Raw genomic sequence first — 16613 nt, 5'->3', positions numbered from 1 at the left:
GAGAAACATGGCGTTACGTCCGAACGAGCCGGGAAACACAGGCCAGGGGTCACCGAGCAGGAGGGCCGTGCTGGCCGCGCTCGGGGCCTCCCTGCCGCTCGCCGCCGCCACACCAGCCGTAGCGGCGGCCAGGGACACAGGTCCGGTGTCCGCCGCCGATGCCGTGGTCTCGCCCGCTGCGGAGCGGCAGATCATCAAGGGCTTCGGCGGCATGAACCACACCGTGTGGATCAGTGATCTGACGCCCGAGCAGCGGAACACCGCCTTCGGCAACGGGGAGGGGCAGCTGGGCTTCTCCGTGCTGCGCATCCCCGTGCACGAGGACCGGGCCAACTGGAGCCGCGAGGTGGCCACCGCCCGGCGCGCGATCGAACACGGGGCGACCGTCATCGCCTCCCCGTGGAATCCGCCGCTCCACATGACGGAGACGTTCGTGCGAGGCGGCCAGACCAACGCCAGGCGGCTCCGGTACGACATGTACGGCTCCTACGCCCAGCACCTGAACGACTTCCACCAGTTCATGAGAGGCAACGGCGTCGAGCTGTACGCCATCTCGGTGCAGAACGAACCCGACTACGCGCACGACTGGACGTGGTGGACCGCCGCCGAGCTGGTCCGCTTCCTGCGGGAGAACGCCGGCTCGATCGGCACACGGATCATCGCGCCGGAGTCCTTCCAGTACGTGAAGAGCATCTCGGACCCGATTCTCAACGACCCGCAGGCCCTGTCCAACCTGGACATCCTCGGGGCACACCTGTACGGCACGCAGTCCCAGAACTTCCCCTACCCCCTCTTCAAGCAGCGGGGCGCGGGCAAGGAACTGTGGATGACGGAGGTGTACCACCCCAACAGCAGTGATTCGGCGGACCTGTGGCCGCAGGCGCTGGATGTCGGCGAGCACATGCACCGGGCGCTGGTGGACGCGGAGTTCCAGGCGTACGTGTGGTGGTACATCCGGCGCGGCTACGGGCCCATGCGGGAGAACGGGACGATCAGCAAGCGCGGCGCGAACATGGCCCACTTCTCGAAGTGGATCCGCCCCGGCCACCGGCGGATCGAGGCGACCTCCCAGCCCGCGCCGAACGTCTACGTCTCGGCCTACAAGGCCCCCGACTCCCGGATCACCGTCGTCGCCGTCAACAAGGGCGGCGCGCCGGTGAGCCAGCGGTTCGTGCTGGAGAACACCGCCCGCTCCAGCGTGCTGTCCTGGGTGACGGACGGGGGCCGTACCCTCGCCGCCCAGGGCGGCACGGGGCTGTCGAACGGCTCCTTCACGGCCACGCTCCCGGCCGCGAGTATCACGACGTATGTGACCCAGTAACGGGCCCCGGCCCGAGACCCCTCCCCTTCGCGGCCTGACACCGCGGCGCCCCACGACCCTCGGCCGGGTCGTGGGGCGGCCGGAGGAACGCGGCCCGGGGGCCGGTCACGGCCCGCTTCCCGCGCGCGGTCCTGTCTCCGGTGGCTGCGCGGGCGCGACACTGCCTTCGGCCGGTGGCGCGTCGTGGAAGGTGCCCCGGCGATCGGCGTCCCGCCCGTTCTGATGGCCGCGGCGGTGGCCCGGTTCGTCCCCCCTGCGCATCTTCCTGCCGGCGATCCTGGGCATCGGCATCGCCGTGGGCAGCGAACCGGGCGCTCAGCGGCGGCCCGGCTTCCACCGGGCTCCGATCCCCGGGAGAATGATCGGGCTGATCATCACGGGGGAGGCGGATCCGATGGAGTCGGTGCTGCTCAACATCGCGATCGGGCTGGTCACCAGCCTGCTCGGCGGCGGCTTCGTCTGGCTGTGGGAGCGGGCCAGACGGATGCGCGCCGTGAACCGGCGGGCAGAATTCTTCGGCGTGCGCCCCGGCCAGGAATGCCTCATCGTGCTGGGCCGCAAGTACGACGCACCCGGCACCGCCCACTTCCGGGACGTCCGGACTGCCGTTGAACTGGCCCTTTTGGCGGGCGAGTTGGATTGCCGACTCGACGTACAACCCGGCGATTTCCGGGGAAGCAACGGCGACCGCACCGAGTTCTGCGTCGGCGGCCCGGCAGGGGACTCCAACATCCGTACGGGGGGCCACCTCGCCGCGTACCTGCCCGGCGTGGTGATCCACCCCTACGACGTGACCCGCCCGGACTCCCTGGCCTTCGAAGTCGGCGGCGAGACCTACCTGTTCGACAAGGGACGCCAGGAATTCGCCCTGGTCGCGAAGTTCACCCCGTCCGAATCCAGCCGCCCGGTGGTGGTGATATGCGGTCAGAGCCCCATGGCCAACCTGGCGGCCATCCACTTCCTGCGCCGGCGGTACGCCGAGCTGGCCGGGGAGCTGCCCTCGACCGAGCGCTTCTGCCTGCTGATCAGGATCTCCGACATCGCCACCTATGAATTCCATCGGGCGGAACTGGAACGGGAGGTCTCGGCCACGGCCTTCGCACCCTAGATGTTTCGACCCGGAGCCTTGTTCACACGGCTGATGGGTGGCCGGCCTCCAAACGCCGTACGGCATCGACGGTGGTGCCGTGCTCGGTGGCAAAGGTGTTCGCTCGCCGCCGGAATGCGGCGGCCGTCTCCTTGTGCTCGTTGGTCAGGACTTCGCTTGGGCGAGCCGGGGGTAGTCGTCGGTGGCGGAGTGGACGAAGCTGTAGCCGATCACGGGACTGCCGCCTTTACGCGTGTCGGTAGTGGCCTGTCGGTTGGCTGGGGCCTGCCGGCGCGGCATGATCCGATGGCCGCCGCCGTCGGGGATGTTGCCGGGCTTCTTGATGTCGACATGGACGAGTTCGCCGGGGCTCGCTCGTTCGTAGCGACGTGTGACCTGGCCGGTGGGCCGGTCCAGCCGGCGCAGGCGGTTCAAGCCGTGGCGGGTCAGAACGCGGTGCACCGTGGAGGCGGGTACTCCCAGGATCGGGCCGATCCGTGCGGGGCCGATCTTCCGCTCCGCCGCAGGGCACAGATCATGACTTCGATTTCTGCCGGGGGTGCGGTGAGGGGTGGTTCGTGGCCTGCTCGCACGGTCGTACAGCCCTGCGTCGCCCTCGACGCGCCGCGGCGCACCCACTTGTGAGCCGTGGCGCGTGAGCGGGGACCGAAGTACGTGGGGTGTGACTGTGATGCCCGGCGGGTGCTGGAGAGTCTCAGTGAGGGTCGGGAGGCGTCGGGTCGGCAATATCAAGGGTCACCCCGGACAGCGGGCAACTGACGCATGTCAGTACCTGCCCGTCCGCCTTCTGCTTGAGGGTGAGGCCGGTGTGTTCGGGTTGCGTGACCTCTCCGCTGCGCACACGCACCATGCATTCGCCGCAGCTGCCGACCGTGCAGGAGTACGGCAGGGGCAGCCCTGCGGCGAGACCGGCATCGAGCAGTGACTGGCCGGGTTCGACCACGGCCACTCCGAGGAGGCTCCCGTCTTTCTCGACTCGCATCTCCTGGGGCGCCTGCGTGGTCAGGGCGGTGGCGCCACCGCTGAAGCGCTCTTGGTGCATATGTTCGTCCGGTATGCCGAGTTGTTGCAGTACGCCCTGCGCGGTGTCCATGAGTGCTTCGGGTCCGCAGACGAAGTGATGTGCGCTGTCCGTCAGCGGCAGGGCGGTCACCCATCGGCGGATGCTTTCGCCGTCGAGTCGGCCGTGGCGGCTGGTGAGGACGTGGGTGACCGTCAGCCGGTCTGGATGGTCCTTTTCCATACGGGTCAACCCGGCGCTGAAGATGATCTCTTCGGGGCTTCGGCTGCTGTACAGCAGATCGATCCTGCCGGCCGACGCAGGGTCGGACAGGCGTGCGCGGATCATGCTCATCATGGGCGTGATGCCGCTGCCGGCAGCGATGAGCACCAGCTGTTCGGTGGCCTGCGGCGGGGCGTGGAAGGTGCCGGAGGGGCCGCGTACCGCGAGTCGGTCCCCGACACACAGGTCACGGTGGGCGTGCGTGGAAAACTGGCCGCCCTCAACGTACTTGACGGTGAGCTCCAGGCGGGTGGCGCCCGGCGCCGAGGAGGCCGAATAGGCGCGTCGTACGGGGTGGCCCGCGATGTCGGTGACCAGGGTGAAGAACTGCCCGGGGTGGAAGTGGAACGGCTTGGCCTCGGTGGCTGAGTCTTCGAGCACCAGGGTGCGGGCGGAGGGTGTCTCCTGCCGTATCTCGCAGATGCGCACAGGCCGCAGCGGGCTCTCCGTCACCTGCCCGTGACGCGTTTCACCACGGCGTGCGGCAGCGGGGGTGCGGACATCGTCGTAGCCCTCCTTACGCAGCCTGGACACATAGGCACGGTCCGCCGCTTTCCGCATCAGCCGCCTCATGCCCGGAATGGCGGTGATGAGTTTGATCAGCCATGCGGATGCACGCCCGGACTCGGCTGCACCTGCGGCCAGATGGGCGCTGCCCAGGGCCATCATGTCGGGTGCCGGGTCCCGGCCGGATCGTGTGTCGGGGTTCCACAGGCGTGCGCGGGCAACAGCGTCGTTGCTGCGGATCTCCGCAGACTCCACGTCGATGAGGAGGGCGAGGTGCGGCGGCACGCCGCGCAAGGCCAAGGTCTTCAGCAGCGCCATGTCATCGGTGATCGCGGCGTGCCCGTGGATGTGGAGGACGCCGCTGCGGCCGGGGACGAGGGCGGCGAGGGCGATCCGGTCGTCGTGGAGCAGATTGTGCAGGGTGTCCGCGCGTTTGTTGCCCTTACGGTCGGCCAGCACCAGGGTGCGGCCGTTCAGGATGCGGGCCACCGTCCGCCGCTCCCCGCGCGGGCTGGTGTCGCTGCCGCCTTCCGTGTCCCAGGTGGACAGGGCCAGGAAGGGTGAGGCGGACAGGAACTCGCTGATGCCCGCACCAGCCAACGGTCCCCGGTCGGAGACCGGCTCCGCGGCGTGGGGCTGGTCGGGCGGCTCCCACAGGCCGGCGCGGATGACGGCCTGCGCGCAGTGCACGTACGCCTCGGAGATGTCCACGGCCGTCTCCCCGCCCTTGAGAGGGGACGCGGTGCCATTGACGCGCAGCACCTCGCCCACACCGGGCAGCAGAAAGAACAGCGAGACCGGGCCAGATGCGACACCCGCCCCTGGAACGGAGAAGGAGAACCGCTGCGAGGAGTGGACGCGCGCGAATCCGGGCGTGCCACCGACGAACGTGGTGCGGACGGTGCCGTCGGCGCCCTGGTAGCCGAAGGCCGCGACCGGGCTGTGGGCCAGGACGTTGCGACATCCTGCGTCCACAACGCTGATCTGCTTCTTCATGACCATCGCGGCCGGGCGGCCGACGACCGCCTCGACCTCGTCCAGGCAGGACAGCCGGTGCATCGCGGCCGGCTCGAAGGTGTGCTGCTGCATGAGGGATCTTTCAGCCCGGGGCCGACCGGCCCAGTCGCCAGTAGCCGTAGAAGGAGACGTTCCGCTTGGGTACGCCGCGGTCGTTGACCAGGTGCCGCCTAACAGACGTGGCCAGCCGGGACTCACCCGCCACCCACGCATAGAGGGGGCCTTCGGGCAACTCGGCATCACCAACTGCCTGCAGCACGCGGACACCGGGACGCAGGGCCTCGCTGTCACGGCTGAGCCACTGGACGCGCACCCCGGGCGGCGTGAGTGGGGACCGGATGTCGTGCGCGCTCGCCACCTCCACGAAGACTTCGGTGGGTGGCGGGTTCGGGTCGCTGTCCAGGATCGACAAGATGGCCGGCAACGCACTCTCATCGCCCACCAGCAGACGCCCCCGGGCATGTTCGGGCGGCCGGTACATGGAGCCCAGATCGAAGATCCCGGCCCGGTCACCCGGCCGGACCCGACGCACCCACGAGGTCATGGGCGAATCGCCGTGGAGGGCAAACTCGATGTCGAGCTCCTGCTCCACCGGACGCAGGCTGCGGATGGTCAGATTGCGCACCCACGGACGGGTCGCTTTCGGCATCAGCAGGACCTGCGCCATCCATGCCTCGTTCGAAGCAGTCGGCATCCGCAGCTCGGGCTGCCCCTCCCGCGGGAAGAAAAGTCGGACAGCCTGGTCACGGCCTCCCGGGACGAGGTGCCGGATGCCGGGGCCGCCCAGGGTGACGGTGGTGAAGCCGGGTGAGACCGGCCGGCATCGCCGCACTTCCAACGTGATCATCCTGCGCTCCCGAGGGAGGCTCACCCGGGGGATCACCGCCACACTCCCAGGCATTGGTTCCTCTTGTTTCCGCAGCTCATGACACTATTCTGAGCAAAAGCTCAGCTATTGGCTACTCGCTTTCCACCGCCCGGAAGGAACAACGGATGACACCCGCCGACCGCCGACTCGCCCCACGTCGCAAGCCCCGACAGGTGCGTGCCGAACTCACCCGCGAGCGGATCCTCACCGCGGCTGCTCACGTTTTCGCCGAGTACGGGTACGCGGCGGGCACCACCAACCGGATCGCCGAACGGGCCCGCATGTCCATCGGCTCGCTGTACCAGTACTTCCCGAACAAGGACTCCATCCTTGCCGAGCTACTGGTCCGGCACATCGACCGTGGCGTATGGACAGGAGCCGATGAGCTGGACATGACCCCCGGCAGCCTCAAAGACGCCGTCCGGTCCCTGGTCCGCGACGCGATCGACCACCATCGCGACGACCCCCAGCTCCTGCGGATCATGATCGAGGAAGCGCCGGTCTCCAGCGACCTGATCGAAGCGATCGACCGGCACGGCAAAGCCCGGGTGAGCCAGGTACGCGAGGTGTTCGCCCGCCATCCGGACGTCCAGGTACAGGACCTCGACATGGCGGCAGAACTTGTCGTGGGCACCGTAGAGATGAACACCCACAAACTCATGGCAACTCCACGCCCTCACCAGGTTGAAAGGCTGGAGACGGAACTGGTTGCCATGATCACCCGATACCTGCACGGTGACCAGTAACTCAGCACACCTCGGTCAATACTGGTACGAGTGTCAACAACGCTTGTGGTCAGTACATCGAGACGAGTGAGTCCGACGTCTGTGCCGGCCGCGACCACGGCGAAGGGTGTCCGCCGGCTCGGCCAAGGTGTTGTGCTCCGAATCGGGGGAACAGCCACTCGGGCGAGGCGGGGAAGGAGTGCGGAGTCCGGTTCGGCGGGGCGGAAACTCAGGCGGACCGGTCAGGCCGGTTCCGTTGCCGCCGGGCCGTCGAGAGCCCCCTGGAAACGGAGAGCTCGGGTGCGTCAACGTCACCGATTGTGTGGCCGTCGTTGACGCTGAGCAGTCCCGCACCCAACCGGCGCTGACCCGCGTCCGGCTGCCTGCCACCGACATGTGCCGGCGCATCCGACGGAGTGGCTGCGACCACGCCGAGCCGACCTGGTCGCAGCCACCCTCCATGGGTCGATGCGCCGAACTGCCTATCGCTGGTCGAGCCGGCGTCGGGTCCTGTCGTCGGCCGGCAGGAATGTCTCCAGATGCAGCCCTTCCAAGGCGGCATCGGAAGCAGTGCTGAGAGTGGCGGAGGTGCTGAAGAACCGGAGCGTGGTGCCATCCACGTCGATTTCGAGGGTGATCACCGGTCCCGTCAGGGGGGTGGCAGCATCGGTTTTGCCGAGGTACTCGGCGATCTCTGTGGCAAGCTCGTGGTGACGCTGGTCATGGGTACGCTCGGCACGGTGGCTCACCTGCCTCAGAAGGTGACTGCCCCACTCCGCGAGATTGCCGATCCGGCCGGCCAACCCGTCCGGATGAAGACAGACCCGCACCACATTGACCGGCGGCTCCAGCAGTTCCGGCGCGCAACCAGCCAGCAGCTGATCAACGGCGGCGTTGGCGTCCACGATGTCCCAGTGATCGTCCAGCAGGAGCGCGGGGTACGGCAGGTGGGCGCCGAGGAGTCGGCGCATGCCGTCCATCACTACCGCGATCGATACGTCGTCCCATCGGCGATCTTGATAGCGCGGTGCGTAGCCGGCGGCCAGCAGGAGCCGATTACGATCCCGCAGCGGCACATCCAGATGGTTGAAGAGATGCATGAGCATCTCCGGTGTCGGGCGCGCCCTGCCGGTCTCCACCCGGCTGAGGTGCCGGGTGGAGACCCGCGATCGGTTGGACAGCTCCTGCTGGCTGAACCGGCGTCGTTCACGCCAGGTCCGCAACAGCGCACCGACCGGCAGGGCTTCGACCGCAACGCTCATACCCATGAGCCTAAGGGTCCGTATCCGGGTGGCCATGACCTGTGAGGTCATGGATCGGACGGCCGACCAAGGCCAGGATTTCGGACATCAGCCGATCGAGACGAACGGGAGAAAATACGCGTGAGTGACCTGACCGAACTGGCCGGCCGTTACATCGCTGTCTGGAACGAGGCGGACGAGGGCACGCGTGCCCAGGCGATCTCCGACCAGTTCACCGCGGATGCCACGTACACCGACCCGCTGGCCGACGTACAGGGGCACGCTGGTCTCGGCGCCGTGATCGCGGGCGCCCGTGACCAGTTCAAGGGCTACGAATTCAAGATTCTCGGTGACGTTGACGCCAATCACCACATCGCCCGCTTCCAGTGGGAGCTGGTGCCCGCCACCGGCGGCGGGAACGTCGCCATCGGCTTTGACGTGGTGGTGACCGACGGCGCCGGAAGGATCAAGGGCGTTTACGGCTTCCTTGACAAGGTGCCCGGCTCCTGAGGACAGCCCACAGCACGGGTGACACCGGGCAGCCGTACGACAAAGCCCCACGATCCGCAGGGGATCGTGGGGTCATCGTTGGTGTCCGAGGGGGGACTTGAACCCCCACGCCCATAAGAGGGCACTAGCACCTCAAGCTAGCGCGTCTGCCATTCCGCCACCCGGACCGGGTGTGTCGCTGTGACTGAGGGAAACCATAGCAAAGTCCCGGCCTTGGTGATCTCCGGGGGGCGGGGGAGGATGGGCGTCCCATCGTGTGAGGAGCACAGCGTGAGCGCATCGGACGCCGGAGGGCAGCGGGCGGAGCAGGAGGTCGTGGACCTGTGCCGGGACCTGATCCGCATCGACACCAGCAACTACGGGGATCACTCCGGGCCCGGGGAACGGGTCGCCGCCGAATTCGTGGCCGGTCAGCTGGCCGAGGTCGGGCTCGACCCGCAGATCATCGAGTCGCACCCGGGGCGGGCCTCCGTGGTGGCGCGGATCGAGGGGGAGGACACCTCCCGGCCCGCGCTGCTCATCCACGGGCACACCGATGTGGTGCCGGCCAACGCCGAGGACTGGACGCACCATCCGTTCTCCGGGGAGATCGCCGACGGCTGTGTGTGGGGGCGCGGCGCGGTCGACATGAAGGACATGGACGCCATGACCCTCGCAGTGGTCAGGGAGCGGATGCGCAGCGGGCGCAAGCCGCCGCGGGACATCGTGCTGGCCTTCCTCGCCGACGAGGAGGCCGGTGGTGTGTACGGGGCCCGGCATCTGGTGGACAACCACCGCGACCTCTTCGACGGGGTGACCGAGGCGATCGGTGAGGTCGGCGGGTTCTCCTTCACCGTCAACGAGAAGCTGCGGCTGTATCTGGTGGAGACCGCCCAGAAGGGCATCCACTGGATGCGGCTCACCGTGGACGGCACCGCCGGGCACGGGTCGATGACCAACGACGACAACGCCATCACCGAACTGTGCGAGGCCGTGGGGCGGCTGGGCCGGCACAAGTTCCCGGTGCGGGTCACCAAGACGGTGCGTTCCTTCCTGGACGAACTGTCGGACGCGCTGGGCACCGAGCTCGACCCGGAGAACATGGACGAGACGCTGGCCAAGCTGGGCGGCATCGCCAAGATCATCGGGGCGACGCTCCAGAACACCGCCGCCCCGACCCAGTTGGGGGCCGGCTACAAGGTCAACGTGATCCCCGGGCAGGCGACCGCGCACGTCGACGGGCGCTTTCTGCCGGGCTACGAGGAGGAGTTCCTCGCCGACCTGGACCGCATCCTGGGCCCGCGGGTCAGGCGCGAGGACGTGCACGCCGACAAGGCCGTGGAAACCTCCTTCGACGGTGCGCTGGTGGACGCCATGCAGAGCGCGCTGCAGGCCCACGACCCCATCGCGCGGGCCGTGCCGTACATGCTCTCGGGCGGTACCGACGCCAAGTCCTTCGACGATCTGGGCATCCGCTGCTTCGGGTTCGCGCCGCTCAAGCTGCCGCCGGAGCTGGACTTCGCCGGGATGTTCCACGGGGTGGACGAGCGGGTTCCGGTGGAGGGACTGCAGTTCGGGGTCCGGGTGCTTGACCGTTTCCTGGACGAATGCTGATCGCTCCCGTGTGCGATGTTAGTCGGGATGGGTGAATATCCCTTAACCCTCGTAGCCTTGTTCTCTCCTCCTCGTTACTCGGGGTGCGGCCCTGCTGGGTCCGCATTGTCTACGAGGAGGAAGCATGATCAAGAAGGTCGTCGCCACCGCGGCTGCCACCGGCAGCCTGGTGCTCGCGGGTGCGGGCATGGCCGTCGCCAGCTCCGGCGCCCAGGGTGCGGCCGTGGGCTCCCCCGGTGTCATCTCCGGCAACGTTGTTCAGGTGCCGATCCACATCCCGGTCAACGTCTGTGGCAACACCGTGGACATCATCGGGCTGCTGAACCCCACCTTCGGCAACACCTGCATCGCCAAGTGACATTCGGCCCCACTCCATGAGGGCCTGACACCAGGCGGTCCCGGAGCGCACGCCGCGCTCCGGGACCGCTGGGGTCTTTACGCAGGGCGCGGGATGCCCTCAGCCCCCACCCCGCGCCTCCATGAAGGAACAAGGCAGGGGAAACACCATGCGACAGGTCACCAGGAAGGGCCTGCTCTCCGTAGCCGCCGCGGGCGGGATGCTGGCCATGGCGGGCGGTACGGCGCACGCCGACGCCGACGCCCATGGCGGTGCCGCCAATTCACCCGGCGTGGCTTCGGGCAACACCGTTCAGGTGCCGATCAATGTGCCGATCAACGTCTGCGGCAACACGATCAATGTGATCGGCGTACTGAACCCCGCTTTCGGGAACACCTGCCAGAGCGGCACTCCCGGCGGCGGCAAGCACGAACCCGGCCACGAGGCCGGTCAGGGCGGGGCCCAGGCGGAGGGCGGCGCCGTCGACTCTCCCGGCGTCGGCTCCGGCAACAACGTCCAGGTGCCCATCGATGTCCCCGTCAACGCCTGCGGCAACGGCATCGACGTGGTGGGCGTACTGAACCCGGTCTTCGGCAACGAGTGCTACACCGAGGCGCCCCCGGTCGAGCACCCGGAGCACCCGGGTGAGCCCGGCGAGCCCGAGCAGCCGGAGGAGCCGGGCGGTTCCGGTGGCTCCGGTGGTCCGGGCGGTCCCGGCGGTTCCGGTGGTTCGGGCGGCGGCGACTCCGAGGAGCCCGGCGGTCCCGGCGGTTCCGGTGGTTCGGGCGGCGGTGGCGACGTCGGCGGTTCCGGTGGCGGCGGCTCCGAGGCCCCCGACGAGGAGCAGCCCGGCAACGAGCCGAGTGAGCAGCTGGGCGGCGGCGAGCTGGCCGAGACCGGCAGCAGCGGCCCGGGCCTGGGCGTGATGCTTCCCCTCGGCGCCGGCCTGATGGTCGGTGGCGTGGTGCTGTACCGGCGTGGCCGGGCGGCGCGTCAGTCCTGACGAGCCGCATCCAGGTGGGCCCCGCGTTCGCGCGGGGCCCACCTGTCGTGTCGGAGGGTTACCAGGTCGGGCGCAGCTGGCGGATGATCCGTCGTCTCAGCCGTACCCTTCGGCTGCCGTCCGGATACAGCCGCAGCCGGGCCAGCTCCCACTGCCCGTACTCGGCCTGGTCGGTCAGCAGCCGCGTGGTAGCGGCACGCGAGACCGTGCGGGGGACATACACATCACGAAACTCATATTCCGGCATCGAATCCATTGTGCGTCCAGGGCCCCGATGCCGATACCGTCTGCACCATGTCTGATGCTGTGCAGCCGACGGCTGCCGAAGTCCGCGCCGCCGCCGACGCGCTCAAGAACGCGATCGACCGGCACCTGGAAGCCATTGAACGGCGTGCCACCGGACAGGCCGCCGAAGCCGACGCGGAGGCCGATGTCTACACCGCGTTCAACGAGATGGCGGCCGCCGGTGAGGTGTACGACGAGCTGCTGTACGACGTCTACGACGAGGTGACGCCCTTCGAGGTCCCCGCGACCGAGGGCCCCACCGGCTACGCGGGTCCGGAACGGCCGGAGTATCTGAGTGTCTTCATGCGGCGCGACTACGTCGTCGTCGACCCCCGGCGGCTGCGCGGTCAGGCGCAGCGCGTCACCGAACTCGACCCGGAGACCACCGGGGCGGAGGCCGCCGATGTGCGCGAGGCCGCCGGGGGCAGCCTGCACGCGGCGCTCGGGGTGATCTTCGGGGAGTTCGACCCGGACGAGATCGCCACCCGGCACAAGGAGTTCGGCCTGGAGGAGGGCGACGCGACCCTGTGGGTGGCCGCCGGGGACGAGCCGGTGGAGCCGGGGGAGTGGCTGGCGGCCCCTTTCGAGGCGGTCGACCCCGAGCGGGTGATCTGCCGCTTCGACATCAGTGACGCCTTCGACGAGGAGGACCTGGGCTCCCTGCGGTAGCAGGAGCCCGGCCCTGTGCCGCCCTCAGCCGCCCGCCACCGGCTGGGGGCGCAGCAGCGCGGCCAGCCGGGTGCCACGGCCGGCCGCCGGGGGCGCCGCGACCGCCTGGGCCAGTGCGGGTCCGATCCCCTGGACCACCGAGAGATGGCGCTCAGCCCGGCTGAAGGCGGTGTAGATCCAGGACCGGTCGAGCGCCGCCACCGCGTCGCCCGGCAGCACCACGACCACGGCCGGCCAGCGGGCCGCCGCGGCCTGGTGCGCGGTGATCGCCCAGCCGTGCCGTACGGTCCCCGCCACCCGCTCCCGGGGGACGGTGAAGGGCCCCTCCTGGGCGGTGAGGTGCAGCCCGTCCGCGTCGGCCCCGGTGACGGTGGCGGGCCGGCTCCGGCCGGGTGCGGGGGAGTAGGTGACCTGGTCGCCCGGGTCGAAGCCGCCGAACCGGCCGGGGCCCGGGTTCAGCCGCTCCTTCAGGGCCGCGTTCAGCACCCGGGTGCCCGCCGCGCCGCCGTGTCCCACCGTGATCACCCGCACCTCGGCGGCCGGGATCCCCACGGCGCGCGGGATGGAGTCGGTGACCAGCTGGACCGTACGGTGCACCGCCTCGCCGGCGTCGCCCGCCGGCACGATCACCACTTCCTTGCCGGGCGCCTCGACCTGGTACAGCTCACCGATGGCGATCCCGGAGACCAGTTCGCCCACCGGGCCCTCGTCCGGCGTCCGCGAGGTGAGATGCGGTACGCCCCCGCAGGCCGCCACGTCCGCCAGGACCTGACCGGGGCCCGCGGCCCCCAGCACCGCCGGATCGCCGCTGAGCACGAGCCGGGCGCCGTCCGGCAGTGACTCCACCAAGGTGGCCGCGGTCTCCACCGTGAGCTGGGGCGCGTCCAGTACGGCCAGCACGTCCAGGGCCAGCGCCCCGTCCGCGTCCCGCTCGGGGCCCTCGGTGCCGCCGAGCAGGCCGCTCACCGTGACGGCCGCGTCCGCGTCCTGCGGCGGCAGCGCCCGCGCCAGCCGCTGCCGTCCGTCCGGGCCGTGGGCCGCCGCGAAGGCCCGCAGCCCGAGCCGGCGGGCCGCCGCCACCAGCGCGGCCGGCTCCGCCCGCGCCGCCTCGCCGCCGCTGTGCGCCACCACCGGGTGCGCGGCCACGGCCTTGATCAGCTCGGCGGCCGAGGGAGTCGGAGCCCCGGCGGCGGCCTCCTCCCAGCCCCGGGCGCTGTCCGTGTCCCCGGCGGGGGCCGAGCCGCGCAGCCGGGCCAGGCCGTCGGCCAGGCTTTCCTCCGCGAGCGCGTAGCGGTCGAGTCCGAACAACACCCGGACGGGTGTCTCTTCGCCGGCGCCCGCCGCCACCACGGTGTCCTGGAAGACCAGCACCGCGCCCTCCTCGACGGCCGCGCGCAGGGTCTCCTCCGGGTCCGCCACCCGCTGCCCCGCCAGCGCTTCGGCCAGCGCCGCGGCCTCCAGCGCGGTGTGCCCGGCCAGTGCCGCCCGTTCCAGCAGCCACACCGTCAGCGCCACGCCCCGGCGCGGGTCCTGCGGATCGCACTCGGTGCCCAGCAGCGCCCGCGCGAAGCCGTCCACCTGCCCGGGCAGCATGCCGGGCACCGCCAGCAGCCGCCAGGGGTCGCCGGCCAGCTCGGCCGCCGCGCTCTCGCCCAGCGCCGCGGCCACCCGGCCGCCCAGCTCCCCGGGCGCCCCGCCGCGCTCCAGCAGCTCCACCAGCTCCGCCGGCACGGCCACCGGCGCCCCGCCGCCGGCCGGCTGCGCCCCGGCACGGGCCACGGCCCGTGCGGCGGCCGGCCGCGGCGCCGGTTCCGGCCGGGTGAAGAAGGACGTGGCGGGCCGCTCCCCGCTCTCCACCGCCCGTACCGCGGCCCGCAGTGCGTCCGCCAGGCCCCCCGCGGGGGTGCCCTCGGCCGGCTGCGGCGACTGGTTCTCGGCGGTCACAGCGAACTCCACTCGTGGTCCGGGTACTGGTGCACCGGCGCCGAGATGTCATCCAGCGCGCGGCAGATCTCGTCAGGAAGCCTAAGGTCCTCCACTGACAACGCCTCGTGCAGTTGGTGTGCCGTGCGGGCGCCGACGATGGGGGCGGCCACCCCGGGCCGGTCCCGTATCCAGGCGAGCGCGACCTGTGCCGGGGTGACGGCGAGGCCGTCCGCCGCGGTGGCCACCGCGTCCACCACGCGTCGCCCCGCCCCGTCCAGGTACGGGGCGACGAACCCGGCCAGCGTCGTGGAGGCCCCGCGCGAACCCGGCGGGGTGCCGTGCCGGTACTTGCCCGTCAGCACCCCGCGTCCCAGCGGGGAGGACGGCAGCAGCCCCACCCCCAGGTCCAGGGCGGCCGGCAGTACCTCGCGCTCCACACCGCGCTGGAGCAGGGAGTACTCCATCTGGGTGCTCGCCAGCCGGGTGCGGGCCCCCGGCACCCCCAGCTGCCAGGTCGCCGCCTTCGCCAGCTGCCAGCCGCAGAAGTTGGAGACTCCGGCGTACCGCACCCGCCCACTGCTCACCGCGATGTCCAGGGCCTGGAGCGTCTCCTCCAGCGGGGTCATCGGATCGAAGGCATGCACCTGCCACAGATCGACGTAATCGGTGCCCAGCCGTTCCAGCGAGGCGTCCAGCGCCGCCAGCAGGTGGCCGCGCGAGCCGTCGAAGCGCCGGTCGGGATCGGGCACGCTGCCCGCCTTGGTGGCGATCACCAGCTCGGACCGGGGGACCAGGGAGTCCAGCAGCCGGCCCAGCAGGTACTCGGCCCCGCCGTCCGCGTACACGTCCGCCGTGTCGAGCAGCGTGCCGCCCGCCTCCCAGAACATCTTCAGCAGCTCCGCCGCGTCCTGCTCCTCCGTGTCCCTCGCCCACCTCAACGTGCCGAGCCCGAGCCGGGATACGCGCAGGCCGGTGTGGCCCAGATGCCGAAGATCCATGGCCGTTGAGCGTACTGGCGCCGGGAGGTAGAGTCCGTCGCAAGGGCAGGTTACCGACGAGTAGAGGCGGTTGTATGCGGCTCGGAATCAACCTCGGTTACTGGGGCGCCGGAATGGACGCCGACAACCTCGAAGTGGCCAAGGAGGCCGACCGGCTCGGCTACGCCGTCTGCTGGGCAGCGGAGGCCTACGGCTCCGACGCGCCCACGGTGCTGTCCTGGGTCGCCGCCCACACCGAGCGGATCGACATCGGCTCCGCCATCCTCCAGATCCCCGCCCGCGCCCCGGCCATGACCGCCATGACCGCCGCCACCCTCGACTCCCTGTCCGGCGGGCGTTTCCGGCTGGGCCTCGGCGTCTCCGGGCCGCAGGTCTCCGAGGGCTGGTACGGCGTCACGTTCGACAAACCGCTGGCCCGCACCCGCGAGTACGTGCAGATCGTCCGCACCGCCATGTCCCGGCAGCGGCTGACCCACGAGGGCGAACACTGGACCCTCCCGCTGCCCGGCGGCCCCGGCAAGCCCCTCAAGCTCACCGTGCACCCGGTCCGCGAGCACATCCCGCTCTACATCGCCGCCATCGGCCCCAAGAACCTCCGCCAGACGGGTGAGATCGCCGACGGCGCGCTGCTGATCTTCTTCTCGCCGGAACACGCCGAGGCCACCACGCTGGGCGCCCTGCGCGAGGGCAGGGCGGCCGTCGGCGCCGATCTGACCGGCTTCGACATCGCCCCCACCGTCCCGATCGCCGTGGGCCAGGACCTGGACACCCTCGCCGACCACTTCCGCCCGTACACCGCCCTGTACGTCGGCGGCATGGGCAGCCGCGAACAGAACTTCTACAACCGGCTCGCCCGGCGCATGGGGTACGAGAAGGAGGCCGCCGAGATCCAGGACCACTACCTGGCCGGCGACAAGGCCGCCGCGGCCGCCGCCGTACCCCGCTCGCTCATCGACTCCACCACCCTCATCGGGCCGGTGGAGCGCATCGCCGACCGGATGCGCGCCTACGCCGAGGCCGGCGTCACCACCCTGTCCCTCGCCCCGGCCGGGCTCACCCTCCAGGAACGCCTCGGCGCCCTGCGGACCGGCGCCGAGGCCCTGGAACGGGCCGGCCTGGGCTGAGACCCGCGCGAGCGGCGGGACCCGGGCCCGGCCCGGGTCCCCAACAGCGGTGACCCGTACGGGATCACTCCCCGATCCGGGGCCCGCCGTCCTACGCTG

The 16613-nt window shown here is 70.5% G+C and carries 15 protein-coding genes, 1 tRNA gene and 1 pseudogene; 9 read left to right on the top strand and 8 right to left on the bottom strand.

Features of this window, described 5'->3' with window-relative positions; translation table 11 throughout:
* The first annotated feature begins 7 nt into the window (after nucleotides 1-7).
* Complete coding sequence (xynC, locus tag SXIM_RS02540) at nucleotides 8-1321, top strand: glucuronoarabinoxylan endo-1,4-beta-xylanase XynC (protein ID WP_046722815.1); 1314 nt, start codon at nucleotides 8-10, stop codon at nucleotides 1319-1321.
* A 358-nt stretch (nucleotides 1322-1679) separates the two neighbouring features.
* Entirely contained in the window at nucleotides 1680-2429 is a 750-nt protein-coding gene (locus SXIM_RS02535; protein ID WP_246156826.1) for a hypothetical protein, read from the top strand.
* A gap of 58 nt (nucleotides 2430-2487) precedes the next feature.
* Here SXIM_RS02535 and SXIM_RS02530 read toward each other — a convergent pair.
* From SXIM_RS02530 to SXIM_RS02520, 3 genes and pseudogenes are all read right to left on the bottom strand, one after another.
* A pseudogene (locus tag SXIM_RS02530) lies at nucleotides 2488-3067 on the bottom strand (helix-turn-helix domain-containing protein); the annotation flags it as partial.
* Nucleotides 3068-3123: 56 nt separating this feature from the next.
* Nucleotides 3124-5307: a 2Fe-2S iron-sulfur cluster-binding protein gene (locus SXIM_RS02525; protein ID WP_046722814.1), complete on the bottom strand. Its 2184-nt coding sequence runs from the start codon at nucleotides 5305-5307 to the stop codon at nucleotides 3124-3126.
* Between the two features lie 10 nt (nucleotides 5308-5317).
* The gene (locus SXIM_RS02520; RefSeq protein ID WP_246156825.1) at nucleotides 5318-6082 is read right to left on the bottom strand and encodes a siderophore-interacting protein; all 765 of its coding nucleotides are present in this window, start codon (nucleotides 6080-6082) and stop codon (nucleotides 5318-5320) included.
* 146 nt (nucleotides 6083-6228) lie between these two features.
* Here SXIM_RS02520 and SXIM_RS02515 point away from each other — a divergent pair, with 146 nt between their 5' ends.
* Nucleotides 6229-6849: a TetR/AcrR family transcriptional regulator gene (locus SXIM_RS02515; RefSeq protein ID WP_030727518.1), complete on the top strand. Its 621-nt coding sequence runs from the start codon at nucleotides 6229-6231 to the stop codon at nucleotides 6847-6849.
* Between the two features lie 461 nt (nucleotides 6850-7310).
* On the opposite strand, the gene SXIM_RS02510 is transcribed toward SXIM_RS02515, so the two are convergent.
* Complete coding sequence (locus SXIM_RS02510) at nucleotides 7311-8090, bottom strand: helix-turn-helix domain-containing protein (protein ID WP_046725394.1); 780 nt, start codon at nucleotides 8088-8090, stop codon at nucleotides 7311-7313.
* Nucleotides 8091-8210: 120 nt separating this feature from the next.
* Between SXIM_RS02510 and SXIM_RS02505 the strand changes: the two genes are divergently transcribed.
* A complete protein-coding gene (locus SXIM_RS02505) occupies nucleotides 8211-8579 on the top strand; it encodes a nuclear transport factor 2 family protein (protein WP_046722811.1) in 369 nt (122 codons plus the stop codon).
* Nucleotides 8580-8658: 79 nt separating this feature from the next.
* Here SXIM_RS02505 and SXIM_RS02500 read toward each other — a convergent pair.
* Nucleotides 8659-8746, bottom strand: a tRNA-Leu gene (locus SXIM_RS02500).
* Between the two features lie 103 nt (nucleotides 8747-8849).
* Between SXIM_RS02500 and SXIM_RS02495 the strand changes: the two genes are divergently transcribed.
* From SXIM_RS02495 to SXIM_RS02485, 3 genes are all read left to right on the top strand, one after another.
* Nucleotides 8850-10172, top strand: a complete 1323-nt coding sequence (locus tag SXIM_RS02495; protein ID WP_030727509.1) for a M20/M25/M40 family metallo-hydrolase — start codon at nucleotides 8850-8852, stop codon at nucleotides 10170-10172.
* Between the two features lie 124 nt (nucleotides 10173-10296).
* Nucleotides 10297-10530 carry a chaplin gene (locus tag SXIM_RS02490; protein ID WP_030727506.1) on the top strand — a complete coding sequence of 78 codons (234 nt, stop codon included), beginning with the start codon at nucleotides 10297-10299 and terminating at the stop codon, nucleotides 10528-10530.
* Between the two features lie 148 nt (nucleotides 10531-10678).
* Nucleotides 10679-11512: a chaplin gene (locus tag SXIM_RS02485; protein ID WP_030727503.1), complete on the top strand. Its 834-nt coding sequence runs from the start codon at nucleotides 10679-10681 to the stop codon at nucleotides 11510-11512.
* A 58-nt stretch (nucleotides 11513-11570) separates the two neighbouring features.
* Here SXIM_RS02485 and SXIM_RS02480 read toward each other — a convergent pair whose 3' ends face one another.
* The gene (locus SXIM_RS02480; RefSeq protein WP_030727501.1) at nucleotides 11571-11759 is read right to left on the bottom strand and encodes a DUF5703 family protein; all 189 of its coding nucleotides are present in this window, start codon (nucleotides 11757-11759) and stop codon (nucleotides 11571-11573) included.
* A 47-nt stretch (nucleotides 11760-11806) separates the two neighbouring features.
* Here SXIM_RS02480 and SXIM_RS02475 point away from each other — a divergent pair, with 47 nt between their 5' ends.
* Nucleotides 11807-12466 (top strand): hypothetical protein, encoded by a 660-nt coding sequence (locus tag SXIM_RS02475; protein WP_046722808.1) that lies wholly within the window; start codon nucleotides 11807-11809, stop codon nucleotides 12464-12466.
* A 24-nt stretch (nucleotides 12467-12490) separates the two neighbouring features.
* Here SXIM_RS02475 and SXIM_RS02470 read toward each other — a convergent pair whose 3' ends face one another.
* On the bottom strand, nucleotides 12491-14410 hold the full coding sequence (locus SXIM_RS02470; protein ID WP_046722807.1) for a helix-hairpin-helix domain-containing protein: 1920 nt from the start codon (nucleotides 14408-14410) through the stop codon (nucleotides 12491-12493).
* On the bottom strand, nucleotides 14407-15390 hold the full coding sequence (locus SXIM_RS02465) for an aldo/keto reductase (RefSeq protein WP_030727492.1): 984 nt from the start codon (nucleotides 15388-15390) through the stop codon (nucleotides 14407-14409). Before SXIM_RS02465 ends, SXIM_RS02470 begins: the two co-directional genes overlap by 4 nt.
* A gap of 74 nt (nucleotides 15391-15464) precedes the next feature.
* Here SXIM_RS02465 and SXIM_RS02460 point away from each other — a divergent pair, with 74 nt between their 5' ends.
* Nucleotides 15465-16514 (top strand): LLM class F420-dependent oxidoreductase, encoded by a 1050-nt coding sequence (locus SXIM_RS02460; RefSeq protein WP_046722806.1) that lies wholly within the window; start codon nucleotides 15465-15467, stop codon nucleotides 16512-16514.
* Nucleotides 16515-16613: the final 99 nt, after the last annotated feature.

The organism is Streptomyces xiamenensis (genome assembly GCF_000993785.3).
Classification (GTDB): domain Bacteria; phylum Actinomycetota; class Actinomycetes; order Streptomycetales; family Streptomycetaceae; genus Streptomyces; species Streptomyces xiamenensis.
The sequence above is the reverse complement of the archived record's forward strand: the minus strand, read 5'-3'. Positions and strand labels throughout refer to the sequence as shown.

What these genes read in the sequence shown, in the direction of transcription:
- xynC (WP_046722815.1), top strand. Translation starts at nt 8, where the DNA reads ATGGCGTTACGTCCGAACGAGCCGGGAAACACAGGCCAGGGGTCACCG.
- SXIM_RS02480 (WP_030727501.1), bottom strand. Translation starts at nt 11,759, where the DNA reads ATGCCGGAATATGAGTTTCGTGATGTGTATGTCCCCCGCACGGTCTCG.
- SXIM_RS02535 (WP_246156826.1), top strand. Translation starts at nt 1,680, where the DNA reads ATGATCGGGCTGATCATCACGGGGGAGGCGGATCCGATGGAGTCGGTG.
- SXIM_RS02460 (WP_046722806.1), top strand. Translation starts at nt 15,465, where the DNA reads ATGCGGCTCGGAATCAACCTCGGTTACTGGGGCGCCGGAATGGACGCC.
- SXIM_RS02475 (WP_046722808.1), top strand. Translation starts at nt 11,807, where the DNA reads ATGTCTGATGCTGTGCAGCCGACGGCTGCCGAAGTCCGCGCCGCCGCC.
- SXIM_RS02525 (WP_046722814.1), bottom strand. Translation starts at nt 5,307, where the DNA reads ATGCAGCAGCACACCTTCGAGCCGGCCGCGATGCACCGGCTGTCCTGC.
- SXIM_RS02515 (WP_030727518.1), top strand. Translation starts at nt 6,229, where the DNA reads ATGACACCCGCCGACCGCCGACTCGCCCCACGTCGCAAGCCCCGACAG.
- SXIM_RS02510 (WP_046725394.1), bottom strand. Translation starts at nt 8,090, where the DNA reads ATGAGCGTTGCGGTCGAAGCCCTGCCGGTCGGTGCGCTGTTGCGGACC.
- SXIM_RS02465 (WP_030727492.1), bottom strand. Translation starts at nt 15,390, where the DNA reads ATGGATCTTCGGCATCTGGGCCACACCGGCCTGCGCGTATCCCGGCTC.
- SXIM_RS02520 (WP_246156825.1), bottom strand. Translation starts at nt 6,082, where the DNA reads ATGATCACGTTGGAAGTGCGGCGATGCCGGCCGGTCTCACCCGGCTTC.
- SXIM_RS02485 (WP_030727503.1), top strand. Translation starts at nt 10,679, where the DNA reads ATGCGACAGGTCACCAGGAAGGGCCTGCTCTCCGTAGCCGCCGCGGGC.
- SXIM_RS02490 (WP_030727506.1), top strand. Translation starts at nt 10,297, where the DNA reads ATGATCAAGAAGGTCGTCGCCACCGCGGCTGCCACCGGCAGCCTGGTG.